General features: G+C 60.5%; 23 protein-coding genes, 1 tRNA gene and 1 other RNA gene. 16 read left to right on the forward strand and 9 right to left on the reverse strand.

Features of this window, described 5'->3' with window-relative positions; all coding sequences use genetic code 11:
* Positions 1-55: 55 nt before the first annotated feature.
* The 5 genes from NATPE_RS12800 (at position 56) to NATPE_RS12820 (ending at position 5,192) form a co-directional block, all read left to right on the forward strand.
* Entirely contained in the window at positions 56-1,615 is a 1,560-nt protein-coding gene (locus NATPE_RS12800; protein WP_006181904.1) for a uracil-xanthine permease family protein, read from the forward strand.
* A gap of 110 nt (positions 1,616-1,725) precedes the next feature.
* Positions 1,726-2,550 (forward strand): alpha/beta fold hydrolase, encoded by an 825-nt coding sequence (locus NATPE_RS12805; protein ID WP_006181905.1) that lies wholly within the window; start codon positions 1,726-1,728, stop codon positions 2,548-2,550.
* Positions 2,551-2,692: 142 nt separating this feature from the next.
* Positions 2,693-3,346 (forward strand): MaoC family dehydratase, encoded by a 654-nt coding sequence (locus tag NATPE_RS12810; RefSeq protein WP_006181906.1) that lies wholly within the window; start codon positions 2,693-2,695, stop codon positions 3,344-3,346.
* A 127-nt stretch (positions 3,347-3,473) separates the two neighbouring features.
* Positions 3,474-4,799 carry an outer membrane protein assembly factor BamB family protein gene (locus tag NATPE_RS12815; RefSeq protein WP_006181907.1) on the forward strand — a complete coding sequence of 442 codons (1,326 nt, stop codon included), beginning with the start codon at positions 3,474-3,476 and terminating at the stop codon, positions 4,797-4,799.
* An 81-nt stretch (positions 4,800-4,880) separates the two neighbouring features.
* Positions 4,881-5,192 carry a hypothetical protein gene (locus NATPE_RS12820; protein ID WP_006181908.1) on the forward strand — a complete coding sequence of 104 codons (312 nt, stop codon included), beginning with the start codon at positions 4,881-4,883 and terminating at the stop codon, positions 5,190-5,192.
* A gap of 159 nt (positions 5,193-5,351) precedes the next feature.
* Here the strand turns inward: NATPE_RS12820 and NATPE_RS23070 are convergent, their stop codons facing one another.
* Positions 5,352-5,681: a Cdc6/Cdc18 family protein gene (locus tag NATPE_RS23070; RefSeq protein WP_006181909.1), complete on the reverse strand. Its 330-nt coding sequence runs from the start codon at positions 5,679-5,681 to the stop codon at positions 5,352-5,354.
* A 238-nt stretch (positions 5,682-5,919) separates the two neighbouring features.
* A complete protein-coding gene (locus tag NATPE_RS23075) occupies positions 5,920-6,210 on the reverse strand; it encodes a Cdc6/Cdc18 family protein (RefSeq protein WP_244880095.1) in 291 nt (96 codons plus the stop codon).
* A gap of 107 nt (positions 6,211-6,317) precedes the next feature.
* Here NATPE_RS23075 and NATPE_RS22300 point away from each other — a divergent pair, with 107 nt between their 5' ends.
* From NATPE_RS22300 to NATPE_RS12840, 4 genes are all read left to right on the forward strand, one after another.
* Complete coding sequence (locus NATPE_RS22300; RefSeq protein ID WP_015299108.1) at positions 6,318-6,929, forward strand: hypothetical protein; 612 nt, start codon at positions 6,318-6,320, stop codon at positions 6,927-6,929.
* Positions 6,916-8,637 carry a hypothetical protein gene (locus tag NATPE_RS22305; RefSeq protein ID WP_015299109.1) on the forward strand — a complete coding sequence of 574 codons (1,722 nt, stop codon included), beginning with the start codon at positions 6,916-6,918 and terminating at the stop codon, positions 8,635-8,637. Before NATPE_RS22300 ends, NATPE_RS22305 begins: the two co-directional genes overlap by 14 nt.
* On the forward strand, positions 8,630-9,100 hold the full coding sequence (locus NATPE_RS12835) for a hypothetical protein (protein ID WP_006181911.1): 471 nt from the start codon (positions 8,630-8,632) through the stop codon (positions 9,098-9,100). Before NATPE_RS22305 ends, NATPE_RS12835 begins: the two co-directional genes overlap by 8 nt.
* A gap of 715 nt (positions 9,101-9,815) precedes the next feature.
* Positions 9,816-10,982 (forward strand): ISH3-like element ISH27-2 family transposase, encoded by a 1,167-nt coding sequence (locus tag NATPE_RS12840; RefSeq protein ID WP_012289254.1) that lies wholly within the window; start codon positions 9,816-9,818, stop codon positions 10,980-10,982.
* Positions 10,983-11,395: 413 nt separating this feature from the next.
* Here NATPE_RS12840 and NATPE_RS12845 read toward each other — a convergent pair whose 3' ends face one another.
* Entirely contained in the window at positions 11,396-11,629 is a 234-nt protein-coding gene (locus tag NATPE_RS12845) for a DUF7386 family protein (protein ID WP_049804909.1), read from the reverse strand.
* Between the two features lie 56 nt (positions 11,630-11,685).
* Here NATPE_RS12845 and NATPE_RS22310 point away from each other — a divergent pair, with 56 nt between their 5' ends.
* Positions 11,686-12,015, forward strand: a complete 330-nt coding sequence (locus NATPE_RS22310; RefSeq protein WP_152422585.1) for a hypothetical protein — start codon at positions 11,686-11,688, stop codon at positions 12,013-12,015.
* 71 nt (positions 12,016-12,086) lie between these two features.
* Here NATPE_RS22310 and NATPE_RS22905 read toward each other — a convergent pair whose 3' ends face one another.
* The gene (locus NATPE_RS22905; protein WP_086009786.1) at positions 12,087-12,320 is read right to left on the reverse strand and encodes a DUF7386 family protein; all 234 of its coding nucleotides are present in this window, start codon (positions 12,318-12,320) and stop codon (positions 12,087-12,089) included.
* A 231-nt stretch (positions 12,321-12,551) separates the two neighbouring features.
* A tRNA-Arg gene (locus NATPE_RS12855) sits at positions 12,552-12,626 on the reverse strand.
* Between the two features lie 149 nt (positions 12,627-12,775).
* On the opposite strand from NATPE_RS12855, the gene NATPE_RS12860 reads away from it, so the two are divergent.
* The 4 genes from NATPE_RS12860 to NATPE_RS12875 all read left to right on the forward strand — a co-directional run bounded on the left by NATPE_RS12860 (position 12,776) and on the right by NATPE_RS12875 (position 15,418).
* The gene (locus NATPE_RS12860; RefSeq protein ID WP_006181914.1) at positions 12,776-12,958 is read left to right on the forward strand and encodes a DUF7511 domain-containing protein; all 183 of its coding nucleotides are present in this window, start codon (positions 12,776-12,778) and stop codon (positions 12,956-12,958) included.
* Between the two features lie 148 nt (positions 12,959-13,106).
* Positions 13,107-13,961 (forward strand): geranylgeranylglycerol-phosphate geranylgeranyltransferase, encoded by an 855-nt coding sequence (locus NATPE_RS12865; RefSeq protein ID WP_006181915.1) that lies wholly within the window; start codon positions 13,107-13,109, stop codon positions 13,959-13,961.
* A 278-nt stretch (positions 13,962-14,239) separates the two neighbouring features.
* Positions 14,240-14,872, forward strand: a complete 633-nt coding sequence (locus NATPE_RS12870) for an RAD55 family ATPase (RefSeq protein ID WP_006181916.1) — start codon at positions 14,240-14,242, stop codon at positions 14,870-14,872.
* Positions 14,873-15,007: 135 nt separating this feature from the next.
* Complete coding sequence (locus NATPE_RS12875; protein ID WP_006181917.1) at positions 15,008-15,418, forward strand: CoA-binding protein; 411 nt, start codon at positions 15,008-15,010, stop codon at positions 15,416-15,418.
* 20 nt (positions 15,419-15,438) lie between these two features.
* On the opposite strand, the gene NATPE_RS12880 is transcribed toward NATPE_RS12875, so the two are convergent.
* From NATPE_RS12880 to nadE, 4 genes are all read right to left on the reverse strand, one after another.
* On the reverse strand, positions 15,439-16,569 hold the full coding sequence (locus tag NATPE_RS12880; RefSeq protein WP_015299111.1) for a hypothetical protein: 1,131 nt from the start codon (positions 16,567-16,569) through the stop codon (positions 15,439-15,441).
* Between the two features lie 73 nt (positions 16,570-16,642).
* Positions 16,643-17,623, reverse strand: a complete 981-nt coding sequence (locus tag NATPE_RS12885) for a PLP-dependent cysteine synthase family protein (RefSeq protein ID WP_006181919.1) — start codon at positions 17,621-17,623, stop codon at positions 16,643-16,645.
* A 241-nt stretch (positions 17,624-17,864) separates the two neighbouring features.
* The gene (locus NATPE_RS12890; RefSeq protein WP_015299112.1) at positions 17,865-18,209 is read right to left on the reverse strand and encodes a DUF5798 family protein; all 345 of its coding nucleotides are present in this window, start codon (positions 18,207-18,209) and stop codon (positions 17,865-17,867) included.
* A 178-nt stretch (positions 18,210-18,387) separates the two neighbouring features.
* Complete coding sequence (gene nadE, locus NATPE_RS12895) at positions 18,388-19,239, reverse strand: NAD(+) synthase (RefSeq protein ID WP_006181921.1); 852 nt, start codon at positions 19,237-19,239, stop codon at positions 18,388-18,390.
* A 396-nt stretch (positions 19,240-19,635) separates the two neighbouring features.
* On the opposite strand from nadE, the gene ffs reads away from it, so the two are divergent.
* Both ffs and NATPE_RS12900 read left to right on the forward strand, forming a co-directional pair.
* An RNA gene (gene ffs, locus NATPE_RS18380) (signal recognition particle sRNA) lies at positions 19,636-19,947 on the forward strand.
* A gap of 353 nt (positions 19,948-20,300) precedes the next feature.
* Complete coding sequence (locus tag NATPE_RS12900; protein WP_006181922.1) at positions 20,301-21,092, forward strand: LolA family protein; 792 nt, start codon at positions 20,301-20,303, stop codon at positions 21,090-21,092.
* Positions 21,093-21,095: the final 3 nt, after the last annotated feature.

Raw genomic sequence — 21,095 nt, forward strand, 5'->3', positions numbered from 1 at the left:
GAATTCAAGATCAACACCCCTTTGAGCCCCCTCGCGTGTTATCCGACGAGAATCGATGACGGGGGACGAGGCAGTCGCCGACGAGGCCGTCGGCGACGACATCGAATACGGAATCGACGAACAGCCGCCGCTGGGCGAGTCGGTGGTGCTGGGGATCCAGCACTACCTGACGATGGTCGGCGCGAACATCGCCGTGCCGTTGATACTGGCCGACGCGATGGGAATGACGGACTATCCCGGCGTCACCGCACGGTTCATCGGGACGTTCTTCGTCGTCTCGGGGATCGCGACGCTGGCCCAGACGACGTTCGGGAACCGGTATCCGATCGTGCAGGGCGCGCCGTTCTCGATGCTCGCCCCCGCACTAGCGATCATCGGCGTCGTCACCGCCGGCGGCGTCTCGGGCCAGCCGAGTTGGGAGGCCGCGCTGTTACAGCTACAGGGGGCGATCATCGTCGCCGCGATCGTCGAGGTCGCGATGGGCTACTTCGGACTGGTCGGGAAACTCCGCCGGTTCCTCTCACCGGTGGTCGTCGCACCCACGATCGCGCTGATCGGGCTGTCGCTGTTCAGCGCCCCGCAGATCACCGCGGAAAACCAGAGCTGGCCGCTGCTTGCGCTCACGCTCGGATTGATCCTCCTGTTCTCGCAGTATCTCGACGTCAAACACAGGGCGTTTCGACTCTACCCGGTCATTCTGGCCCTGGTCATCGCCTGGGTCGCCGCCGCAGCGCTGTCGGTACTCGGTGTGATCGGCAGCGGTCATCCGGGATTCGTCGATCTCGGAGCGGTCGCAAACACGCAGCCGATCATGCCGATCTACCCCTTCCAGTGGGGCATGCCACAGGTGACGACCGCGTTCGTCGTCGGGATGTTCGCCGGCGTGCTGGCCTCGATCGTCGAGAGCATCGGCGACTACTACGCGGTGGCTAACATCACCGGCTCGGGCGCACCCAGCGAGCGCCGGATCAACCACGGCATCGGCATGGAGGGGCTCATGAACGTCTTCGCCGGCATCATGGGCACCGGCGGCTCGACCTCCTACTCCGAGAACATCGGCGCGATCGGGCTGACCGGCGTCGCCTCGCGATACGTCGTCCAGATCGGGGCCGCCGTCATGCTCGTCGTCGGCTTCGTCGGCTACTTCGGCCAGCTGATCGCGACGATCCCCGACCCGATCGTCGGCGGCCTCTTCATCGCCATGTTCGGCCAGATCGTCGCCGTCGGGATCTCGAACCTACGCCACGTCGATCTCGACTCCTCGCGCAACACCTTCGTCATCGGCTTCGCGCTCTTCGTCGGGCTGGCGATCCCGGCCTACATGGGCAACTTCGAGAGTACGATCGCGTTCCGCGAAGCCGTCGGGCTCGAGGCCTTCCTCGCGGAGGCGGGCGTCGCGACGCCGATCGAAGCCGCCGCACAGGCCGTCGTCGACACCGTCTACATCATCGGCTCGACGGGCATGGCCGTCGGCGGTCTCGCCGCACTCATCTTGGACAACACCATCCCGGGCTCCCGGGAGGAACGCGGCCTCGCGGCGTGGGACCGTATCACCGAGGACGACGCTGACTTCGAATCGTTCCGGGACCGCTGGCTCGCCCGCGACGACGACTGACCGTCCGTCCGCGGACTGACCGCTCACCGTTTCCCGGTTTTGGACCCCCGTTCACAGCCCGTGCCAACGCAACCCGGCGTTCTAATAGCTGCCGAGCCCCAATGGGATGCATGGCGGAACTCCGACTCGCGGACGGGGAGATCTGGTACGAAACGACGGGTGTGACCGACGGCGACCCGCTGGTGTTCATCCACGGCGGCTGGATGACCGGCGACGCCTGGGCCCCCCAGATCGAGCGCTTCGCCGAGGACTACCGCGTCGTCACGCTCGACGTTCGGGGCCACGGCCGGACCGGCGCGACCGACGTCGACGAGTACTCGATCGAACTCTTCACCGACGATCTCGAGGCCTTGCTCGCCGCCCTCGAGATCGAGCGGCCGGTCCTCTGTGGGCTCTCGCTGGGGTCGATGGTCGTCCAGGAGTACATGGACCGCCATCCCGACGGTGCGAGGGCGGCGGTTCTCGGCGGCGCGGTCCGCTCGATGCCGCCGGTCGATATCCCCGGCGGCCTGAAGTCGTTCTGGTCGCCGCTGCCGGCCCTGTCGGCGACGCTGTCGGTCTCCGGCTCGGCGGGGACCTTCCGGTCGATGCTGTACTCGATTCGGGCGACGACTGGCGAGCAGTGGCTATCGGTCGACGCCGAAACCAGGGCCGCGGCGATCGACGATGCCGGCGAGATCCCCACCGGCGAGTTCCGCAAGATCTTCGACGCGCTCTATCGGTACGACCCACCCGCGCTGACCGGCCTCGAGGTTCCGACGCTCGTGGTCCACGGAGACCAGGAGGCCCCGCTCGTCAAACGACAGGGGGAACAGATCGTCTCGGCGGTCACCGACGGCGAGCGCCTGTTGCTGTCCGATTCGGGCCACCTCGTCAATCAGGACCGCCCGAGTGCGTTCAACGCGGCGACGGCCGAGTTCATTCCCGCCGCGTAGGTTCGATCGGTCGGGGCGCCACGTCGACGACCTCCACTGTCGGCGCCGGTTCCCAACGTGCTTTGGCGATACCCCGAAGGGGATCTCCGTTCTAGGTACGTCCGGAATCGACCGACCGATCGGACCCCTGCTATCCAAACCAATGAGTAGTCACCCTTCCGACGTCGACGACGCTCGCTCCGCCCCGCCGGACGACCACTGGTCCAGCGTCTCGAGACACGTTCTCAACAGCTACCGCGAGGCGAACAACGCATTGCTGGCCGCGATGGGCTTTCGGCCCACGGCCGGTTCGGACGCGGCGCGTCCGACCGCGGGTACGACGGTCGAAACCGCTGCCGCCGAGGTCGCGTTCGGCGACGAGGCCTGGGTCATGGAGCGCTCGACCGACGATCACGACTCGCTCGGTGTCGGCGACTACGTCCGCTTTAGCAAGCCGATCGCCGACACCGACGTCACTGCCTTCGCGCAGGTCTCCGGCGATACCAACCGACTCCACCTCGAGAGCGAGTTCGCCGACGACACTCAGTTCGGCGGCCGGATCGCCCACGGCACCCTCGTCGCCGGGACGATCAGCGCCGCACTGGCCCGCCTCCCCGGACTGACCGTCTATCTCTCGCAGACCCTCGAGTTCACCGGCCCGGTCGAGATCGGCGAGACGGTCACCGCCGAGTGCGAGATCGTCGAGGACCTCGGGGGCGATCGCTACCGCCTGCACACGACGGTCGTCGACGAGGACGACGACCCCGTCATCGACGGCGAGGCCGTCGTCATCATCAACGACCATCCCGACGAGTAGTCGGAGTTGACACACCGACGGTGGCGTCTCCCGGCGGGACGTGACGGACGATCGGCATCGCCCGCTAGCTCGATCGGTACGCTTGCTAACACAAAGCCTGTATCGCTCGAGCGCAAGCGTCGGGACGATGACTGACGACTCGCACCCCGCCCGCGACCACCGAACGTACGGACGGCGCCGAGTACTGCGGACGGTCGGAGGCGCGACGGCGGCGACGGTCGCCCTCGCGGGCTGTCTCGGTGACGGCGAAGACGACCTGATTCCCGAGACGGAGACCGATCGCGAAGGGACCGTACCGGACGGCGTCGCCCAGTTCAGACGCTCGCTCGAGCGGTGGGGCTACTATCCGGACGCGTCGGTTCCCGACGCCGTCGAGCAGGACTGGCGGCTCGACCGACTCAACACGGGCACCCACAGCGCGGCCAAGGCCAGTGCCGCCCCCCTTCCCGACGGCGGCGTCGTCTTTCCGGGCGACACCGGCTATCTCGTGGCACTCGACGCGGACGGCGAAGAGCGATGGCGAACCGGGACCGACACCGGCCCCGATGCCCGGGGAATCCACGGGACGCCGGCAGTCGCCGACGGCCGAGTCTACGTCGGCGCGTACGACGGCGTCCTCTACGCCGTCGACGCCGAGACCGGCGATATCGACTGGGAGACGAAACTCGGCGGTTCCATCGGCTCGAGCCCGCTCTATCACGACGGTCGACTCGTCATGGCCGTCGAATACCCCGATCCGGAGGGGAGTACCTTCGTCGTGAACGCGGAAGACGGCGAGATCGTCTGGGAGGACCCCGAGGGCCGGCCGACCGACCACCCACACTCGACGCCTGCCGTCGACCTCGAGGCCGGCCGCCTCGTCTGCGGGTCGAACGACGGACTCCTCTACGGCTGGTCGTACCCCGACCTCGAGTTCGAATGGTCGTTCGAGACCGAGAGCAACGACAACGACGGCGAGATCAAGGGCCCGGTCGCGACCTACGACGGCGGCGCGTACTTCGGCTCGTGGGATCACCACGTGTATCGGGTGAACCTCGAGGACGGCAGCGAGGACTGGTCGTTCGAGACCGGCAGTCTAGTGATGTCCGGGCCCGCGATCGACCCGACGCTCGATACCGTCTTCGTCGGCAGCCACGACGGGAACCTCTACGCGCTCGACGCGCAGTCGGGCGACCGCCACTGGTCGTTCCCGACCGACCGCCCGATCACCGGCTGTCCGACGGTCTACGACGATCGCGTCCTCGTCGGCTCGAAGGACGGCGGCCTCTACGCGCTCGAGAAACGCAGCGGCGATCTCGTCTGGGAGGTCGACAACGACGGCGTGGTCACGAGTACGCCGCGGGTCATCGACGGGGCCATCTATTACGCCGAACGGGCACCGAACCCGGACCCGGAGGACGGCGGCGAGACCGACACCGACGGCGGCGGCTACAAGCTCGTCGCTGCCGAGTAGGACGGCCGCTCGCCGATACCGTCCCGCGTCTGCGACTACCACCAAACCTATTACGTCCCCACTCACACCCAGCGGTCGACGATGACTGATCGGCCGCCCTCGCCGCCGAACCCCACTCCCGCACGCGACGATCCCCTCGAGGACCGCGTCGTCGCCACGACCGCACAGCTCTCCGAATCGATCGCGGACGCGCTCGGCTGTCGGCTCGCCGACGCCACCCTCGAGACGCTCCTCCTCGAACTGGACCGCCACGGGTTCGTCGACTGGGTGACCGTCACCCGAACCGGCGACTACGTCTGGGACCTCTCCGAGACGCCCGACCGGCTCGGCGATGCCGTGGCCGACGCTCTCGTCGCTCGGCTCGAGGCCTGGCTCGCGTCGTCCGACGGGTGATTGTCGATAGCGGATGCCGACGGCGGTGTCGGCATCATCACGTTCCGTTCGACTCGTCCCCTCCGAAACGACGCCTATCAGTCGACGATGCTGATCTCGTCGGCGTCCTCCTCGTTCTCGAGTCCGCGGCTCGTTCCTCGTAGGTTACGTGCAGTTCGGTTACGCCGTTCTCGCCGGGTCCGCAACGATATCAAACAGGAGTCGCTTGTGTGTCCCCAGTGATTCGATGTGATCCTGTTGGAGATCGCGGCGCGCTTCGTCGTGAACCGTGTCTATGTCCTCGAGCGTGATCTGAGACCGGTCCGAGCGATCGACTCGTCGCGTCGCCTTCTCGAGTAGCTTGATCCCCTTGCGGACGTCCCCCACAGCGAGATCGGCGATGTACTCGACAGCGTCTCGCCCGATCACACCGGGTCGGAGCCCGGCATCGATCCGCGCTAAGAGGATATCGATCAACTCGTCGTTGGTGAACTTCCGCAACCGGATCATCTCGGCGCTCGAGAAACGATATTTGACGCGCCCATTCAACCGGTGGTTCGCGAAAAAGTCGTCCTCGTCGATCGTAATCGCGACGATCGTTATGTTCGGGAGATCCCCGAGTCCCAGGAGAAGCGTTTCGTCCTCGAGCGCGTCACCTCGTCGAGGATCGCGACGATGTGATCGTCAGTCTCTCGGAACTCGTCGATGAACGTACTGGCAGCGGTCCCGTCCTTCGATAGGTGGTTCCCTATCCTGGAGTCCTGAGCGAGCCCATGGGGACCTCAGTTTTCGAAGAGCCGGACATACAGTCCCAATATGCTCGTCGGACACCAAACGATTCCTCACGGAGTTTCCGAACGACAAACTTCGCGAGGGTCGTTTTCCCTAACCCCGACGGACCGAATATGAGGCTGTGTTCGCCGCCGACACCGTGTGTCAGCGGTTCCAACGCCGTCGCAAACTGACTGATTTTCCCGTCCCGGTGTTCGAGATCCTTGGGGACGTAGGTGGTCTCAAGGGCTCGAGCATTAGTAATCATTAGACTTACTGGAAGTTAGTTAGAGGAAGATAAAAAAGTCATCATAAGATGAAAGTTAAATAGGTTACTAGAATGATCAAGGATTCATGTCACAGAGGCCGATCTAAATGAACGAGTTCATTAATAATCTCCGAGATAGCAGACAAATTGCTGCCGCAGCATTAGCAGTTATTTATGGGATCTATGTGTTATTTACTCTGTCCGGTGATCCATCCAGCACACAATTGACAGTCACCCTTCTTGTAGCCTCAGCAATTTCGTATATAATACCGCACTTATCAACATCTATCATAGTAGGCAGGTTGGCAAGTGAGAGTCAATCAAAAACCTACCTTGATATTCTGGAAAGGGAGTCCGAATCCTTGGACGAAGTATACCTAGAGATACCGGATGAGTATATCGTAGAAGAACTCCCAGACAAAATATCTGATTTTGATTCTGCAAAAATGGTCGATAAACAACTCTTTGATCAGGTAGATGGAAGCCAGTTTGATAAAATTGATTCACGGCTTCGTGGAGCAGTAGCACTATTAGTTGTGATTATCCTCACATCAATTACTAGCCCAATATTCAGCCATATATTCTACGCAAACAGAGAGGTATTTTTAGTGAATGTTCTCTGTTCAATTATTATTCTAGGAGTAGGTTTAATTGTCTATCAGGATATACTCGAGATTGTCGAGTACACCCCGGTTGACATCAAAGATGAAAATCAATAAAGTTCTCATCGAAGAGTTTGCACGACCAGAGCTGACCTACACAGGGCCATTGAAAATTGAAGAGATAGAAGGTGGCGATGTTCTTATTAACGGGCAAAATCAAAGCGGTAAGACTCTTTGTTTTAATGCTATACTATATTGTATAGCTGATAGAGTTATCGAACTTCAGCGTGGCCACGGAAATTCGGTAGAAATCGAACTTGGAGATAGTATGACTGTATTTAGGGGAGAGACTGGTCATAAAGTAACCTATCAGAATGAAAGTTATGGACCTGAGATCGCCGATGAGGTACAGAAAGAACAGCTTGGAGAATACCAATTAATCGAACGGCAGTTCCTACATTCACATCTACGTCAACTTCCACTTGAGAGGTTATCAGAACCAGAACGTATCGAGTTGCTACTTGCAGCTACTGGAGATAGCCTAAGTAAAGAAATCCAAGAACTACGAGAAAAAATTGAAGAGACAGATCGAGGACTTGATGAAATCAAGGCAGAGGTAAACACACTAAATGGGAAAATCTCGAGAAGAAAATCTCAACTCACTCAGTTGGAGAACCAAATAGAAGACTGGGAATCCCTACAACAATCAATCCAAGAGGGAGAAATCGAAAACATAAGCGAGCGGCTTAGACAAAAACCTGAAATCGAATCTGAGCTAAATGATCTTATATCTAAGAAAAGAAGCTTATTCATCAATATCAAAGAACTAAGGAATGACAAGAGTAGGTTAGAGGAGTTAAACCAAGATACTCAAGATATTATCGTAGACGCTCTTGAAGAATTTATCTGTCCAGTTTGTGAGGGTAGAGTTGGTGAGGGTGAAGTAATATCTAGGTTGAATGATGGATGTTGTCCATTCTGTTCTGTTTCTCGAGATATAAGTGATATAGAAGACCATCTCAACCAGGAGAGAGATGGATTAGAGGACGATCTTGAGGAAATAGAAGACCAAATAGAGGAGGTAGAAAACGAACGTGCGGAAGTGAAGAATAAAATAAGAGAATTAAAAGACGATAGACTGAATGAAGATAGAATACCGGACATAATAATAGATAAACTATCTGATCATAATCATCAGATAGATCTAGTAGATCAAGAAGTCAGAGAAAAGGTACCAGAACTGTATGACGAACGCGAGAAATACGAAAAGAAATTAGAGGATCTAAGAACGGAACTCTCGAATACCACCGAAAAGCGCATGGAAACCGCTGATAGATTAGAGGAGTTAACTAACAAGAAAGAGGATCTCCAGGAAAGCACCATTTCAAATCTGATTTCTGACTTCGAGTCAATCTGGAAAGATCACTACCAACAAATAGCACCAGAATTAGAACGAAAGTTGAATTTCAATGAGGATGGTACCGTAGTTTTGAATGATGATTCTGGACTATCTCGTGAATATCAACGGCGGGGAGACTTGAGCGATGCCGAGATAACACTCCTGAATATCTCATTTGCACTGGCAATTAATGATTGGGGGGTGGAAAATAACACTACAACATTGGAGACGATCGTATTAGATGAACCGTTCGTGAGATTCGATGATGATATTCAGAATGATGCTCTTTCCTATCTGAATCAAATAGACAAGCAGGTTATTCTCACTTCTTCAGCACAATCTGTCGCAGAAGCATTTGAACCCAAACAAACACTTGAACTTCAACGAAATAGTCAATCTGAACTGGGTGATTTTATCAATGAGTGACGACGAGACCGAACCACTCGATAAGAAAGAGGGAAAATTCCACCCACGACTATTATTATTGGATGAGTTTGGTGGAGAACTGCATGGGAAGAAGAAGTTCCACAAATGTCTATACCACTTTCGAGAAGATTCAGAAGATATCAGCGTTGATGATTGGACGTTTACTCATGACCATTTTGGACCCACTGAAGAGGGACTTTCTAAAAACTTACTAGCTCTTGACAACCTGAATTTGATAGTGATTGAAAAAGACGGTAAGAAATATATTTACAAAGAAACCGAAAAAGGGAGCAGTTTTACTCAGGGGTTGAGAAACGGTTTGAGAAAACTATGGGGTGACGAAATTCAGGAGAGAGAAAAATCGTTAGAATTGGTGGCAGAAGTCAACAAGGATAGATCTGCAAGTGAGATCATTGATGATTGGAAAGAACAAAAAGAAGAACCGTATGGTATCGATCAGTAACCAGAGTATGTTTTTTGTTTGTTGAACCCAAGGTTTGTACGCCAATATAATCTCCACTTCGATCTTGCACAGCAAGAGCAGTTTTGAGTGTGCAAAGTATCCTCAAGTGCGATCATCTCTTGCGATAGTTATGTCAGTTTCAGACCTGAACTGTCCTGTTTATATCTTAGTAGGAGTATCGCGATCGCGTAGAACGATAATTCTGGGGAGTTGTGCAAAAGAGGACTGCCTACACCTGATCTCAGAGCAAGACCTAAACTAGTTATCACTCCCGATAATGTCCATCAATTAGAAGTTCAATCACTCTAAGAGAACTATATGGTTAACCGACGGGACTTTATAGGAACTGCAGGGGTTCTCACAATGGGTTCTTTTGCTGGGTGTCTCGGTAGCGAAAATGGTGGGGATGAGGAGAAAGACACTGGCCAGAATACCGGCGTAGACCAACTTGAAGAGGACGCGACTCGCCGAGACATCTCGCAGCAATATCAATTGGGGACCACGAGCGTAGAAGGGGGGGAAGGCAGGGATTCAGAACGGAATCATCGACTTCAACATCGATAGATATAGTTCAGCAATTGATAGCTTCGAAAGTGCTATAGAGTCCTTTGAACGAGCTGAAGAACAGTTTTCAGAGGGAGTTGAGCTAACCTATGAAGTCGAAAATTCAGTACATCACAAAGCCGCTTAGTTAGAACGTCTGCTTGCTGAAGGTGTGTCTACGACCCAGCAAGCAGACAGTGAGATTCACGAGGACCAGCTCCTTAACTTCCTCGTCAACTGCCTTGACGAGGAAGTTTCTCTCAACCTCGCCAACAACGCTGAAATCGGTGCAGAGGACATCTACGAGGTCCTCGTCGGCGCGACCGCCGACGGGACCTCGATCTCGACGCTGTGCAACTCCAGTGAAGACTCCCCATCGGCGAACACGATTCTCTATCATCTACGGACGAAGTTCGAGCCGGAACGGCTCGAACGCGTCGCTAACACGCTTCTTCGCCGAGACATCGTCGAACTGCTCCCCGAGCAGGTGGAGGTCTGCGCAGACCTCCACCTGCGGCCCTACTACGGTGATGAAGACGACACGGAGAACCTCTATCACTCGGAAGCCAAGCGTGGAACCACCGCATTCCACGCCTACGCCACACTCTACGCGCGTGTGAAGAACAAACGCTACACGCTGGCGGTGCGCCGTCTCGAAGACGGCGACACCGCCAGCAGCGTCCTCGCTGAGTTCCTCGGTGTCCTCGACGGCCTTGACACCGACGTCAAGGCCGTCTATCTTGATCGCGGATTCTACGACAGCAAGTGTCTCACGCTGTTACAGACGCACAACTACGCCTACGTTGTCCCGATCATCCGGTGGGGTGAAGCGATTCAGCAGGAACTCTCGGAAGGGTGGAGTCGCGTCATCCAACACGATCTGACGGGGAAACTCGACGGTCACAGCTGGACCGTCGAGTTTCCCGTCTACATCGACTGTACGTACCTGAACGGACGGTACGACGAGCACGGCGTGGCGCGTCACGGCTACGCCGCTGACGCGCCGTTCATCGAGAATCCACGCGACGCTCGATACCACTACTCGAAACGGTTCGGTATCGAGTCGAGCTATCGGTTGTCTGAGCAAGCGATAGCGACGACAACGACGCGAGACTCCACGGTGAGACTGCTGTACGTCGTGGTGAGTCTGCTGTTGCAGAACACGTGGCGGTATCTGCACTACGAATACGTGGCGACGCCGCGCCGAGGCGGGCGTCGCCTCTGGTGGTGGCCGTACAAGGAGTTCGTGAATATGGTTCGACGGGCAGCGTGGACGGCCCTCGCGGTGCGTCGGGCCGTCCCCGCGAACCGGCCACCAGACGACCGGTTCCACCGGTAGTCACCCACCGAGTACGGCGTCTCCGCAAGTGGCAACGCTGTCGCGTCGGCGGCTGAGCGCCGCCGACAGCGACAGCTCCGCCTTCGATCAGCGTTGCTCAACCGTGATCGACGACTCACCACAACAGAACAGATGGCTCAAGTCGGATTAGCCGGCGATGCTTTGTGAGGTACTGAAATTCAGACGCGCGTGAGATCTGTGAACGGGGAGAATCTCACGCAGCAACACTACGGAACGCAGCGAAACAATATAAGCAAGCAGCTCAAGCCGCAGATAACGATAGAGACCCCGACACGGTGAATTCGCGCATTTCAAAAGCAGAAAGTCTTGAGACTGAAGCTGAACAGTCACCACTTCGGGACCAATCTACTCTCGAAAGCGTACTCGACCTATAGGTCGCTCTTACAAGGTAACTATCGGTATCGACTCTCGATGCTTGTCCGATACCGAAGCCCGACGACCGAGGTGTTGAACCACTGGATCGTCTCCGGTGGCAGTTCGCCGCGAGCGTCGTCGAGGTTCTGCTCGTGTTCAATTAAGTTCTCGAACGCAGCGTCGATGACGACGGACGTAGGCGGGTCGTCGAAATCGTCTTCGGCCACGATTGCGATCGCCCATGGTAATAGAAAGAAACAAAACAGTGTGATAGGATTACAAGTCTGTCATGGGATTAGATCGAAGAGCAGTAATCAGAGGTGCAGGTGTGGCGACGACGGCGGCGATAGCAGGCTGTTCTGGAAGTGGTAACGGTGGTGGAATCGGTGGGGGATTATCGGTCGACAACGTCGATTCTCAGACTACTTCGTTTGGAAATATCGTTCTCACCGTTTCGGTCTCAAACAGCAGTGACTCGTCAAAATCCAACACGCTAATGGGCCAAGTCGATATCTCTGGAGGGGATACCTATACGAACCGGCGAGATATTACAGTTTCCGGGGATAGTTCGAACACCTTTGAACTCGAGTTTGATATTGACTTTTCAGAGTCCCTATCCACCAGTGAATACGAATACAACGCTCAACTCGAAGGATAGATCTACTTAAACTCGATTTCCGTATTTGTGCCTCCAGCGAGTCGATCTGAGTTGATACGTTAGTATCTGCTCTATCGCCACCGGCTTTCGACAGATGTCCGATACCGAAGACCGATCACCGACGTGTTCGCGATCGCCTGAATCGTCTCGGGATCGTACTCGCCTCGCGCATCATCGATGTTCTGTTCAGACTCGACCAGGTGTGTGAGCGCGGCGTCGATGACGACGGACATCGGTGGGTCGTCGAGGTCGTCTTCGGGGTCGATTCGTGTCGCTTGCGGATGAGCGATCGGTCGGTCCTTTATGAACGGGGGTCGGGGCTCCAGCGTGATCACGGTGGGGGTCGGTCGGATCGGCCCCGATTCTATGCACCCGTGTTTGTGCTGAAAATCGCACGACGTGACGGGGCCGCAACCCGTTTCGAACTGGTATCGGATTTCGTCCCTCACCGCTCGAATGCCGAAACGTCGAAAATACCATCTATCAGGCTCTCTACAGAGGAATTAGAACTAGTCGAGAATCGGGCCGTTTGGGAATGGGCGCTGCAGGATTTGAACCCGCGGCAGCTTGGTCCGAAGCCAAGTACTCTGTCCAGGCTGAGCTAAGCGCCCGCACGAGTTCATTTCCGATGTGTCCATATAAGTCACTCGATTCGGGCCGGTTTCGATAGACACCACCACGCTCGCTGCTCGAGAGTTTTCAGTCGGTGACAATCAGCGGCGGGGGTCTTTGTTTTGTACCTGCAACGGCTACGTATAGCATGAGCGAGACCGAAGCCCCCGTCCCAGACGAGGTCGAATCCGGCGCGACGCCCCTCGAGTTGCTCTCGGACGACGAGGGGAGCTGGACGGCCGTGCCGGCCGACGCGAGCGGCGACGACCGGGTGAGCAAATGGCTCGAGATCGATGCTGACGTCCTCTGTGATCTCGAGGAGTGGCGCTGAGACGCCGGTCGGGAGCCGGTGGCCGGCCGAGACGACGCCTTCTCTCCCGTCATCGATCGCGTGAGCGATGCGTGCGATCGTCTTCGGGATGATCCGTCGCCGGGATCGGACCGTACCGTTTAACCAGCCCGCATGACCACTCGAGCGTATGACTGTCGGTGAGACGGGTCGCGGGTTGCTCGAATTGACGCGGCCGGTAAACGTGATCGCGGCGAGTGCCCTGACGTTCATCGGAGCGTTCGTCGCCGGTGGGGTGGCGGAGGAGCCGCTCGCGGTCGCTGCGGCGGTCGTGGCCACGGGGCTGGCGGTCGGTGCGGGAAACGCGATCAACGACTACTTCGATCGGGAGATCGACCGGATCAACCAGCCCGGGCGGGCGATCCCCCGTGGTGCGGTGAGCCCGCGCGGTGCGCTCGCGTTCAGTGGCCTCCTCTTTGCCGGTGCGGTCGCGCTCGCGGTGACGCTTCCGGCGACGGCGATCGCCATCGCGGGCGTGAACCTCCTCGCGTTGGTCGCATACACCGAGTTCTTCAAGGGGCTGCCCGGCCTCGGGAACGCGCTCGTCGCTTATCTCGTCGGAAGCACGTTCCTCTTCGGCGCGGCGGCAGTCGGCGAGATCGCACCGGCCGTGGTCCTCTTCGTACTGGCGGCGATCGCAACGCTGACCCGTGAGATCATCAAAGACGTCGAGGACATCGAAGGGGACCGTGAGGAGGGGTTGAACACGCTCCCGATCGCGGTCGGGGAGCGGAAGGCGTTGGTCGTCGCCGCCGTCTTACTGGTCGTCTCCGTCGTCGCCAGCCCGATTCCGTTCCTCCGTGGCTACTTCGGCGTCGCGTACCTGCTCGTCGTCGCACCGGCCGATGCCGTCATGCTGCTTGCCGCCTACGAAAGTTTCGCGGATCCGACGACCGGCCAGTCGCGTCTCAAGTACGGGATGTTCTTGGCCGCGCTGGCGTTTATCGTCGGTCGAGCCGCCCTCGAGGTCCCCCTGTTGGTGTAGGACACGCCGACGGTATCGAGGTGTGCGCTGTAGTCGCGGCCGGCGGGCCGTCGGATACACATCGTATACGCGGGCCGATTGACCGGAGCCGGTTCGCCCAGCGAGTGGTGGGACCGACCCGTCGCCTCCCTCGTTCAGCGTGCGAAGACAGTGCGAGACGCCAGCTACGTTATCAAAAGTACTATAAGCTGCTTCGCGTATCTTCATACCATACGCCGGCAGTCGGAGTGGGCTGTGGTACCAGCTCGTCGTTACGGCGATGGATGTGAGTATTCCGTATGTATGACCTCGCAGATGTCCTTCCGGACGTCGAAATCGATCCGGGAACGAACGTACTCGTCGCGGGTCCGCCACTGACGGGGAAACGGCGGATCGCCTTCGATATCCTCGCGAGCGGGGCGGCCCGTGGTGACGGTTCGATCGTCGTCACTACCAAAGACAGTGCCGACAAGGTCCTCGAGAGCCTCGACGACCACGTCGGCGAGGGCGTCGAGCCGGATATCGGCGTCGTCGACTGTGTCACCAAACAACGCGGTATCGGAACGATCGACGACGACCCACGGATCAAGTACGCCTCCTCTCCGGTCGACATGACTGGCATCGGGATCAAGCTCTCGGAGTTCCTGCAGGACTTCTACGAGACCCGCGGGCTGACTCGGAATCGCGTCCTCTTGCACTCGGTGTCGACACTGCTGATGTACTCCGATCTCCAGACGGTCTTTCGGTTCCTCCACGTCTTCACGGGCCGGATCCAGAGTGCCGACGCCATGGGCGTCTACGTCATCGACTCGACTGCCCACGACGACCAGACGATGAACACGCTCAAACAGCTGTTCGACGCCGTCGTCGAACTCGAGGAGACGGCCGACGGCGAGGAACCCGAGATCCGGACCGCCGGTTTCTCGGCGTAACCGGTTCCGAACGCCCGGCTCCGTTCGCGTCCACTGGCTTCGGTTTTCCGTGACGATCGCTCGACTCGAGTCCGGTCGGTCCCCAACCGATCGACCCCGAAACGTTTCAGCGAGGACCGCGTACCTTCGGGTACCATGCCAGTCGACACCGCAGCGGAGATCGAGGAGATCCTGGAGTCCGACACCATCGCCGTCGTCGGCTGCTCGAGTACGCCCGGCAAGGCGGCCCACGACGTGCCGAAGTACCTGCTGAATCACGGCTACGACGTGATCCCGGTCAACCCCTACGCCGAGGAGATCTTCGGCCGCGAGGTCTACGACTCGCTGGCCGACGTCGAGGACGAGATCGACGTCGTCTGTATCTTCCGGCCCAGCGAGGAGGTGAGTGGGATCGTCGACGCGGCCCTCGAGCGCGACGACATCGACGTCATCTGGACTCAGCAGGGAATCCGTGACGACGAGGCAGCGGCCCGCGCGGAGACGGCGGGTCGATCCGTCGTCCAGGATCGGTGTATGAAGGTCCAGCACCGCCGGCTCGTCGCCTGAGCCGACGGTTGAGGGAGTCCTTACGAGGCCGGCGCCGATGCGGTCCGAAGGGCCGCGAGCGCATCCTCGACCGTCGTATGCATGCGGTCGTCGACGACTGACTCGAGATGTTCGAGTCGGATCGCCGTCCGGACGAGCGGTTCGTCGGGGAGGTCGCCGAGGGGTCCCGCGATCGCGTCGGGGTCGATCGCCACGGGGGCGTCGGCGGCACGCTCGGCGACGAACTGCCGCGTCGACGCCTCCCCACCGGTTACCCCCTCGCGGATCGCCTCACGACGGGTCTGCGAGACCGTCTCGGCGACCGGGACCGAACAGACCGTCTCGCAGTACCACTGGAGCGCGAGTGTGGCGGCCTCGAGCAGCGCCTCGTCGGAGTAGTCGAGCGACGCGTTGAGGTCGGTAGCCGCCGCATCGATCGCGGCCCGGCGACGGTCGACGAGGGCCTCGAGCCGGTCGGGAACGTCGGACGCGAGGAGATCGTCGACCAGGGCGGTCGTCGACCGGTACGCGCCGGGATCGCCATCGAACAGGACGACCGGAAGCGTCGCGACGCCGTTGTTGACGTCCTCCGGGAGGTCCGCCAGATCGTCGACGACAGTCAACACGAACAGGCCGTCCGTCGCGATCGTTCGGATCGACGCGAGTTGTGCGTCCGTGTAGCCGCCGGTGGCCGCGACGAGTTCGACCGCGAGATCGCCCCAGAGACCGCCGCGTTCGTCGACCCGCGCGATCGCGTCGTCGACGGTCGCCGCCGCGGCGTCGAACGACTCCTCGGCGAGCTGGCCCGCGCCGATCTCGCGGACGGTCTCGAGGGCGTGGCCTAGATCGACGTCGGCCGGTGCATCGGCGACGGCGGCGGCGACGTTCGCGAAAACGAGGTCGCCGGTCGTGACGTGTTCGTTCAGCCGTCGCTTGCGATCGTCCCAGGCGTCGATCTCGTCGATCGCGTCGTCGTGGAGCGCGCTCGTCACGAACAGGTCCGTCGGGATCGACGCGAGCGTTTCCGCGAGGGCCTCGTCGCGGGTCTCGAGATAGGTAAAGAAGTAGGTGAACGCCCCGAGCAGTCCCCCCTGGTCGGCGTAGGCCTCGATCGTTGGGTGGAGGGCCGACGAGAGTGCGTCGTCCGGGAGGGCATCGGGCAGCCGGCTCATATCCCCAGTGGTTTCGGGGACCGCAAAGAGTGTACTGGTTACCGGCGGCCCAGGGCCCGACGACGGTGTCGGCCTACGACGTCCACTCCTCGAACGACCGATAGATGCCCTTCGAGAGGTAGCGCTCGCTCGAGTCCGGGAAGATCGTAGCGACGGTCTCGTGGGGGACGTCGAGGTCGCCGTTGGCGATCCGTTCGGCGACCCGTTTCGAGGCCACGCTCGCGGCACCCGCACTCGAGGCGACCAGATGGCCCTCCTCGCGGGCGAGCCGGACGAGTTCGTCGTGGGCGTCCTGATCCGAGACAGCACTGACGTCGTCGACCAGTTCGGGATCGAACAGTTCGTTGGTCGCGGTGTCGTGCGTGCCGATCCCCTCGATCTTGTACTCGTCTTCCTCGCGCTCGTCGCCGAGGAGTTCGCCGTAGACCGAGCCCTCGGGTTCGACCGCGACGACGTGTGTCTCGGGGTCCTGTTCGAGCGCGTAGCGGGCGATTCCCATGAGCGTCCCCGCCGTTCCACAGCCGACGACGACGGCACCGACCCGTCCATCCAGTGCGTCGTAGATCTCGGGGGCGGTCGTCTCGTAGTGTGCTTCGGCGTTTAGCGGGTTCGAGAACTGCTGGGGGACGACGGCGTCGTCCAGTTCGTCGGCCAACTGCTGTGCCCGGGCGATGGCACCGTCCATGCCGTCCTCGGTCGGCGTGTTGATGACTTCCGCATCGAGTGCGGCCATCAACTGCTGTTTCTCCACGCTGAACCGCTCGGGAACGACGAAGATCGCCTCGAGACCCAGTTGCTTGGCCGCGATCGCCAGCCCGATCCCGGTGTTGCCGGCCGTCGGCTCGACGATCGTCCCGCCGGCGGGAACGTTGCCACGCTCGAGCATTCGCTCGAGCATGTACTTCCCGATGCGGTCTTTGATGCTGGCGCCGGGATTGAACGACTCGAGTTTGGCGTAGATCGATACGTCTCCGGCCCCGCCCTGGAGGCGGACGAGCGGCGTTCGACCGATCGTCTCGAGGACCGAATCCACCGGCTGCTCGTGGGTCGTCATCGTGCTGGCAAATGTTGCTTCCGTTGTTAGCTCTTATTATTACGACCGGTGCGGCGGATATCCGAGGGTACCGGTGAGAAACGGTTACGATCGACCGGACAGCGAAGGTGAGCCGCTACTATCGGACTCCGGTAGCGTCGACGCTGCCGTCCCGGCGGCTCTCCAACGCAGTGATCGGGTCGCCCCGAGCCGGAGAAACACGTTTGCGATGGAGACACCGCGTGACAGCCGTCTCACCGTTTCACTCGGCGGTTGTGTCCGTGGGTTCGCTCGCCGTGTTCGCCGTCGACTCGGATGCGTCGCTCGCTGTCGATTCGTCGGTCTCCTCGGCCGCGAGTTCGGCCTCGTCGATGGCCGCCTCGGCGAGGATTTCCTCGCCGTCGATCCCCTGTTCCTCGGCGATCGCCAGCAACAGTGCGCGCTGCTCGGTGAGTTGGTGGTCCATGCGCGTGACCGTGTCGTGGGTCTCGTCCATCTCCTCCTCGAGTCCCGTTATCCGGTCCTGGAGCTTCTGTACCTGCTTGTACATCGCTTCGGCACGGTCCGAAAGGCCCTGAATCTTCTTTGCAGTGCTGCCAAGTCCCATACCCGGACGATGTGTCGGAGCGCTAATGGGCCTTTTCCTCCGTCGGACGAGGAGTTCGTCCTTCCGATCGACATGCCGGGCTTCAAGACCGGGATCGAAGCGGAGTGACCGGTCGCCGCGAGCGGTCGAGGAGCCGCCCCGAAACTGCCTCATCGGCGCCAGCCCCGCTCGAGTCGGCTCAGACCCCCGTTGACGGCCGCACCGGCTGGCGACGCTTGTGACGCGTCCGCTCGACCCACGCCGCGAGTCGCTCGACGGTCTCGGTCTCGACACCGGTCCGGTCCGCGACGGTTCCCGCGTCGACGCCCTCGTCGATCCTCCGACGCAGGATCCGGTCGACGGTTTCGGGGTCGGCATCGAGTCCCGTCGCCGGCGACCCGCCGGGATGTAACGGCGAGCCCGCCGCTTCGACCGTCAGGTCCTCGGGGATCCCGACGGCTCGAGCGAGGGCCTCGAGTTCGGCCCGGTAGAGGCCGGCGAAGGGGAGACAGTCAGCCCCCGTTTCGCCGTGTTTCGCGACCGAGCCGAGGAGGTACTGGGTGCGGTTGATCGGGCCCGCGACGAGCGCGTCCGTCGCGTTCGCGACGTAGTAGGCGCAGGTCATCCGGAGCCGCGACAGCGCGTTGGTAGTCGCGACTAGGTCGTCGGCCGGCCCGGAAGACCCGCCGATCGTCTCCTGAAACGCCGCCAGGACCGGTTGCAGTTGCAGGCGACTGTGGTCGATGCCCAGCGACGTCGCAACCGCTTCCGCGTTGCGCGACACCGCCTCGTGGCTCAGAAACGCCGGCATCACGAGCCCCGTCACGTGGTCCTGACCCACCGCATCGACGGCGAACGTCGCCGCCAGCGCCGTCTCGACCCCGCCGTCGAGCGGCACGACGACTCCCTCCGCGCCGGCGTCGGCCACCACCCGCTCGAGGAACGTCGGCAGCCGTTCGCGGAGCCGAGACAGCGCGTCGTCAGTCGTCGCGAGGCCGTCGGAGCCGCGAGGCAAGTCCGCGATCGGCGAATCGAAGCCGGACACCGTCATCGCACCCCTCGGATCACGAACGGCAGGGACGCGCTCGAGGGGCTGTCGATACCGCTCCGTCGATCTCCCGACCACGGACCGGCTATCGGTCGGCCGTCGGTCGGGCGGCGGGACTGGGATTTCATCAGTTACTCGAGCAAGTACTTTCAAACGATATAACCGTTTCTTGGCACAACATTCCCTAATTGAAACTCATACGTGGCCTTTGGGTGAATATATATCGTGAAAGGACCCTGGAGCCCGATTGGATACCAACCCGCATTCGGACCGACCCGGCAACCGGTCGGGACCGGGGACGACGATCGGACAGCACTCACCGCGTTGCGACGGGCGGCCGCCGTCACCGGACTCGAGCGATGGAGACGAAAGGTCCTTAAGTTCCCACCCCCTACGGAGGAGTGGACTAGGTCGGGCAGTTTGGCCCTGCTCGTTACCCGCGCTATGGTCATTAGCGGGGACCGAACGCCGCGGGCGTCCGGTCAGACCGACCGGGGCCCCGGGAGCCAACATGGAAGCCTCGTCCGTCGGGGACAGCGGTCCACGATGGCCGTCCGCAGGGACGTCCCATCGTGGTTAGCCGGCGACAGCCCATCAGGCGCGGAAGCGAGCAGTGGACCGCCGGACACCTGTCGCTCGCCGGGTCGCGGGGTGGAGAAGGCAACCGGGATTCCCCCGGTCGGAACGCCGGGCAACCGCGGTCGTCCACATTCATACAACCGACCTTTTACGCTGCGTGAGCGGCGGCGCTGCGCGCCTTGCTCACTCGGTAAAAGGTCGATCAAAAGCCTCTTCCTTCCCCGCCACTCGCTGACTCGCGGTTTCACCGCTCGTCCGTTGGCGGCGCTACGCGCCGCGCAACCGCTCGCTCCGGGTCAGTCGTCGGCCCGCTCGCGCCTTCGGCGCTCGCGGTCGTACCGGGTAGCCGCCTGCCCTCCCCCGGATCGGACGGTTCTCACTGTCGTTCGAGCCGTCCTCTCGGCCAAATCCAGCGAACGTGCGTTCGCCTCGAGCCGGACGACCGAAGAGTAACAATTACTACTACTGTCCGAGTGACTCCGGTAATGACAACGCGCCGACTCGGTGTCCTGCTCGCCGTTCTGGCCGTCGGACTCCTCCTGACCGGCTGCGTAGCGCTCGAGGACCCCGAAAACGGTACCGACGACCCCGACCCCGAAGCGGTCTTCGAGGGCGCGTACGTCCACAGCGAGGACCTCGAGGACCTCCGAGGCGTGCGACGGGTCGAGATGACCGACGGGAACCGGACCGTGACGGAAGTCCTCCGGATCGAGAGACGACCCTACGTCGACGAGCGAAGCGAAGTCGTCGAGGCCTCCGACCCGGTCGTGGTCGGGAACCAGTACGTGTCGAACGGCACCGACAACTGGCTCTACTATCCCGACGCGGCCGTCGCTCAGCACTTCGAGACGGACGAACAGTTCGATAGCGAGGCGGTCCGGTCGAATCGTGCCGAGATGGCGGCGAACGTCAGCAGCCTCTATGACCTGGAGTACCGGGGTACCGACCGGGTCGCGGATCGGGAGGCCCACGTCCTCGCGGTCGCGGCGAAAAACGAGACCGTCGAACGCGACGTGTCCCTGATCGTCGGCGACACCGAGTTCGTCTACCCATTGGAGACGGACGATCCGCGGGACGAGATCGACGTCGTAGAGCAGCGTCTCTGGATCGATACGGAGTACGACTACCCGCTGAAAGAGCGACTGGTGTACGAAACCCCGAGCGGCGACCGCTACGAGTTGCGTATGGAGTATGACTCGATCGCGTTCAACGTCGGCCTCGAGGACGAGCGGTTCGCGTTCGAGCCGCCGGAAAACACGACCGTCGAGGAGTGGTGAGTC

The organism is Natrinema pellirubrum DSM 15624, assembly GCF_000230735.2.
GTDB classification, from domain to species: Archaea; Halobacteriota; Halobacteria; order Halobacteriales; family Natrialbaceae; genus Natrinema; species Natrinema pellirubrum.

Coding starts and splice junctions, on each gene's coding strand:
- NATPE_RS12815 (WP_006181907.1), top strand. CDS start 3,474: ATGACTGACGACTCGCACCCCGCCCGCGACCACCGAACGTACGGACGG.
- NATPE_RS12835 (WP_006181911.1), top strand. CDS start 8,630: ATGAGTGACGACGAGACCGAACCACTCGATAAGAAAGAGGGAAAATTC.
- NATPE_RS12800 (WP_006181904.1), top strand. CDS start 56: ATGACGGGGGACGAGGCAGTCGCCGACGAGGCCGTCGGCGACGACATC.
- NATPE_RS12890 (WP_015299112.1), bottom strand. CDS start 18,209: ATGGGACTTGGCAGCACTGCAAAGAAGATTCAGGGCCTTTCGGACCGT.
- NATPE_RS23070 (WP_006181909.1), bottom strand. CDS start 5,681: ATGATCCGGTTGCGGAAGTTCACCAACGACGAGTTGATCGATATCCTC.
- NATPE_RS12810 (WP_006181906.1), top strand. CDS start 2,693: ATGAGTAGTCACCCTTCCGACGTCGACGACGCTCGCTCCGCCCCGCCG.
- NATPE_RS12900 (WP_006181922.1), top strand. CDS start 20,301: ATGACAACGCGCCGACTCGGTGTCCTGCTCGCCGTTCTGGCCGTCGGA.
- NATPE_RS12875 (WP_006181917.1), top strand. CDS start 15,008: ATGCCAGTCGACACCGCAGCGGAGATCGAGGAGATCCTGGAGTCCGAC.
- NATPE_RS12865 (WP_006181915.1), top strand. CDS start 13,107: ATGACTGTCGGTGAGACGGGTCGCGGGTTGCTCGAATTGACGCGGCCG.
- NATPE_RS12870 (WP_006181916.1), top strand. CDS start 14,240: ATGTATGACCTCGCAGATGTCCTTCCGGACGTCGAAATCGATCCGGGA.
- NATPE_RS22305 (WP_015299109.1), top strand. CDS start 6,916: ATGAAAATCAATAAAGTTCTCATCGAAGAGTTTGCACGACCAGAGCTG.
- nadE (WP_006181921.1), bottom strand. CDS start 19,239: ATGACGGTGTCCGGCTTCGATTCGCCGATCGCGGACTTGCCTCGCGGC.
- NATPE_RS23075 (WP_244880095.1), bottom strand. CDS start 6,210: ATGATTACTAATGCTCGAGCCCTTGAGACCACCTACGTCCCCAAGGAT.
- NATPE_RS12880 (WP_015299111.1), bottom strand. CDS start 16,569: ATGAGCCGGCTGCCCGATGCCCTCCCGGACGACGCACTCTCGTCGGCC.
- NATPE_RS12860 (WP_006181914.1), top strand. CDS start 12,776: ATGAGCGAGACCGAAGCCCCCGTCCCAGACGAGGTCGAATCCGGCGCG.
- NATPE_RS12820 (WP_006181908.1), top strand. CDS start 4,881: ATGACTGATCGGCCGCCCTCGCCGCCGAACCCCACTCCCGCACGCGAC.
- NATPE_RS12885 (WP_006181919.1), bottom strand. CDS start 17,623: ATGACGACCCACGAGCAGCCGGTGGATTCGGTCCTCGAGACGATCGGT.
- NATPE_RS12805 (WP_006181905.1), top strand. CDS start 1,726: ATGGCGGAACTCCGACTCGCGGACGGGGAGATCTGGTACGAAACGACG.
- NATPE_RS22300 (WP_015299108.1), top strand. CDS start 6,318: ATGAACGAGTTCATTAATAATCTCCGAGATAGCAGACAAATTGCTGCC.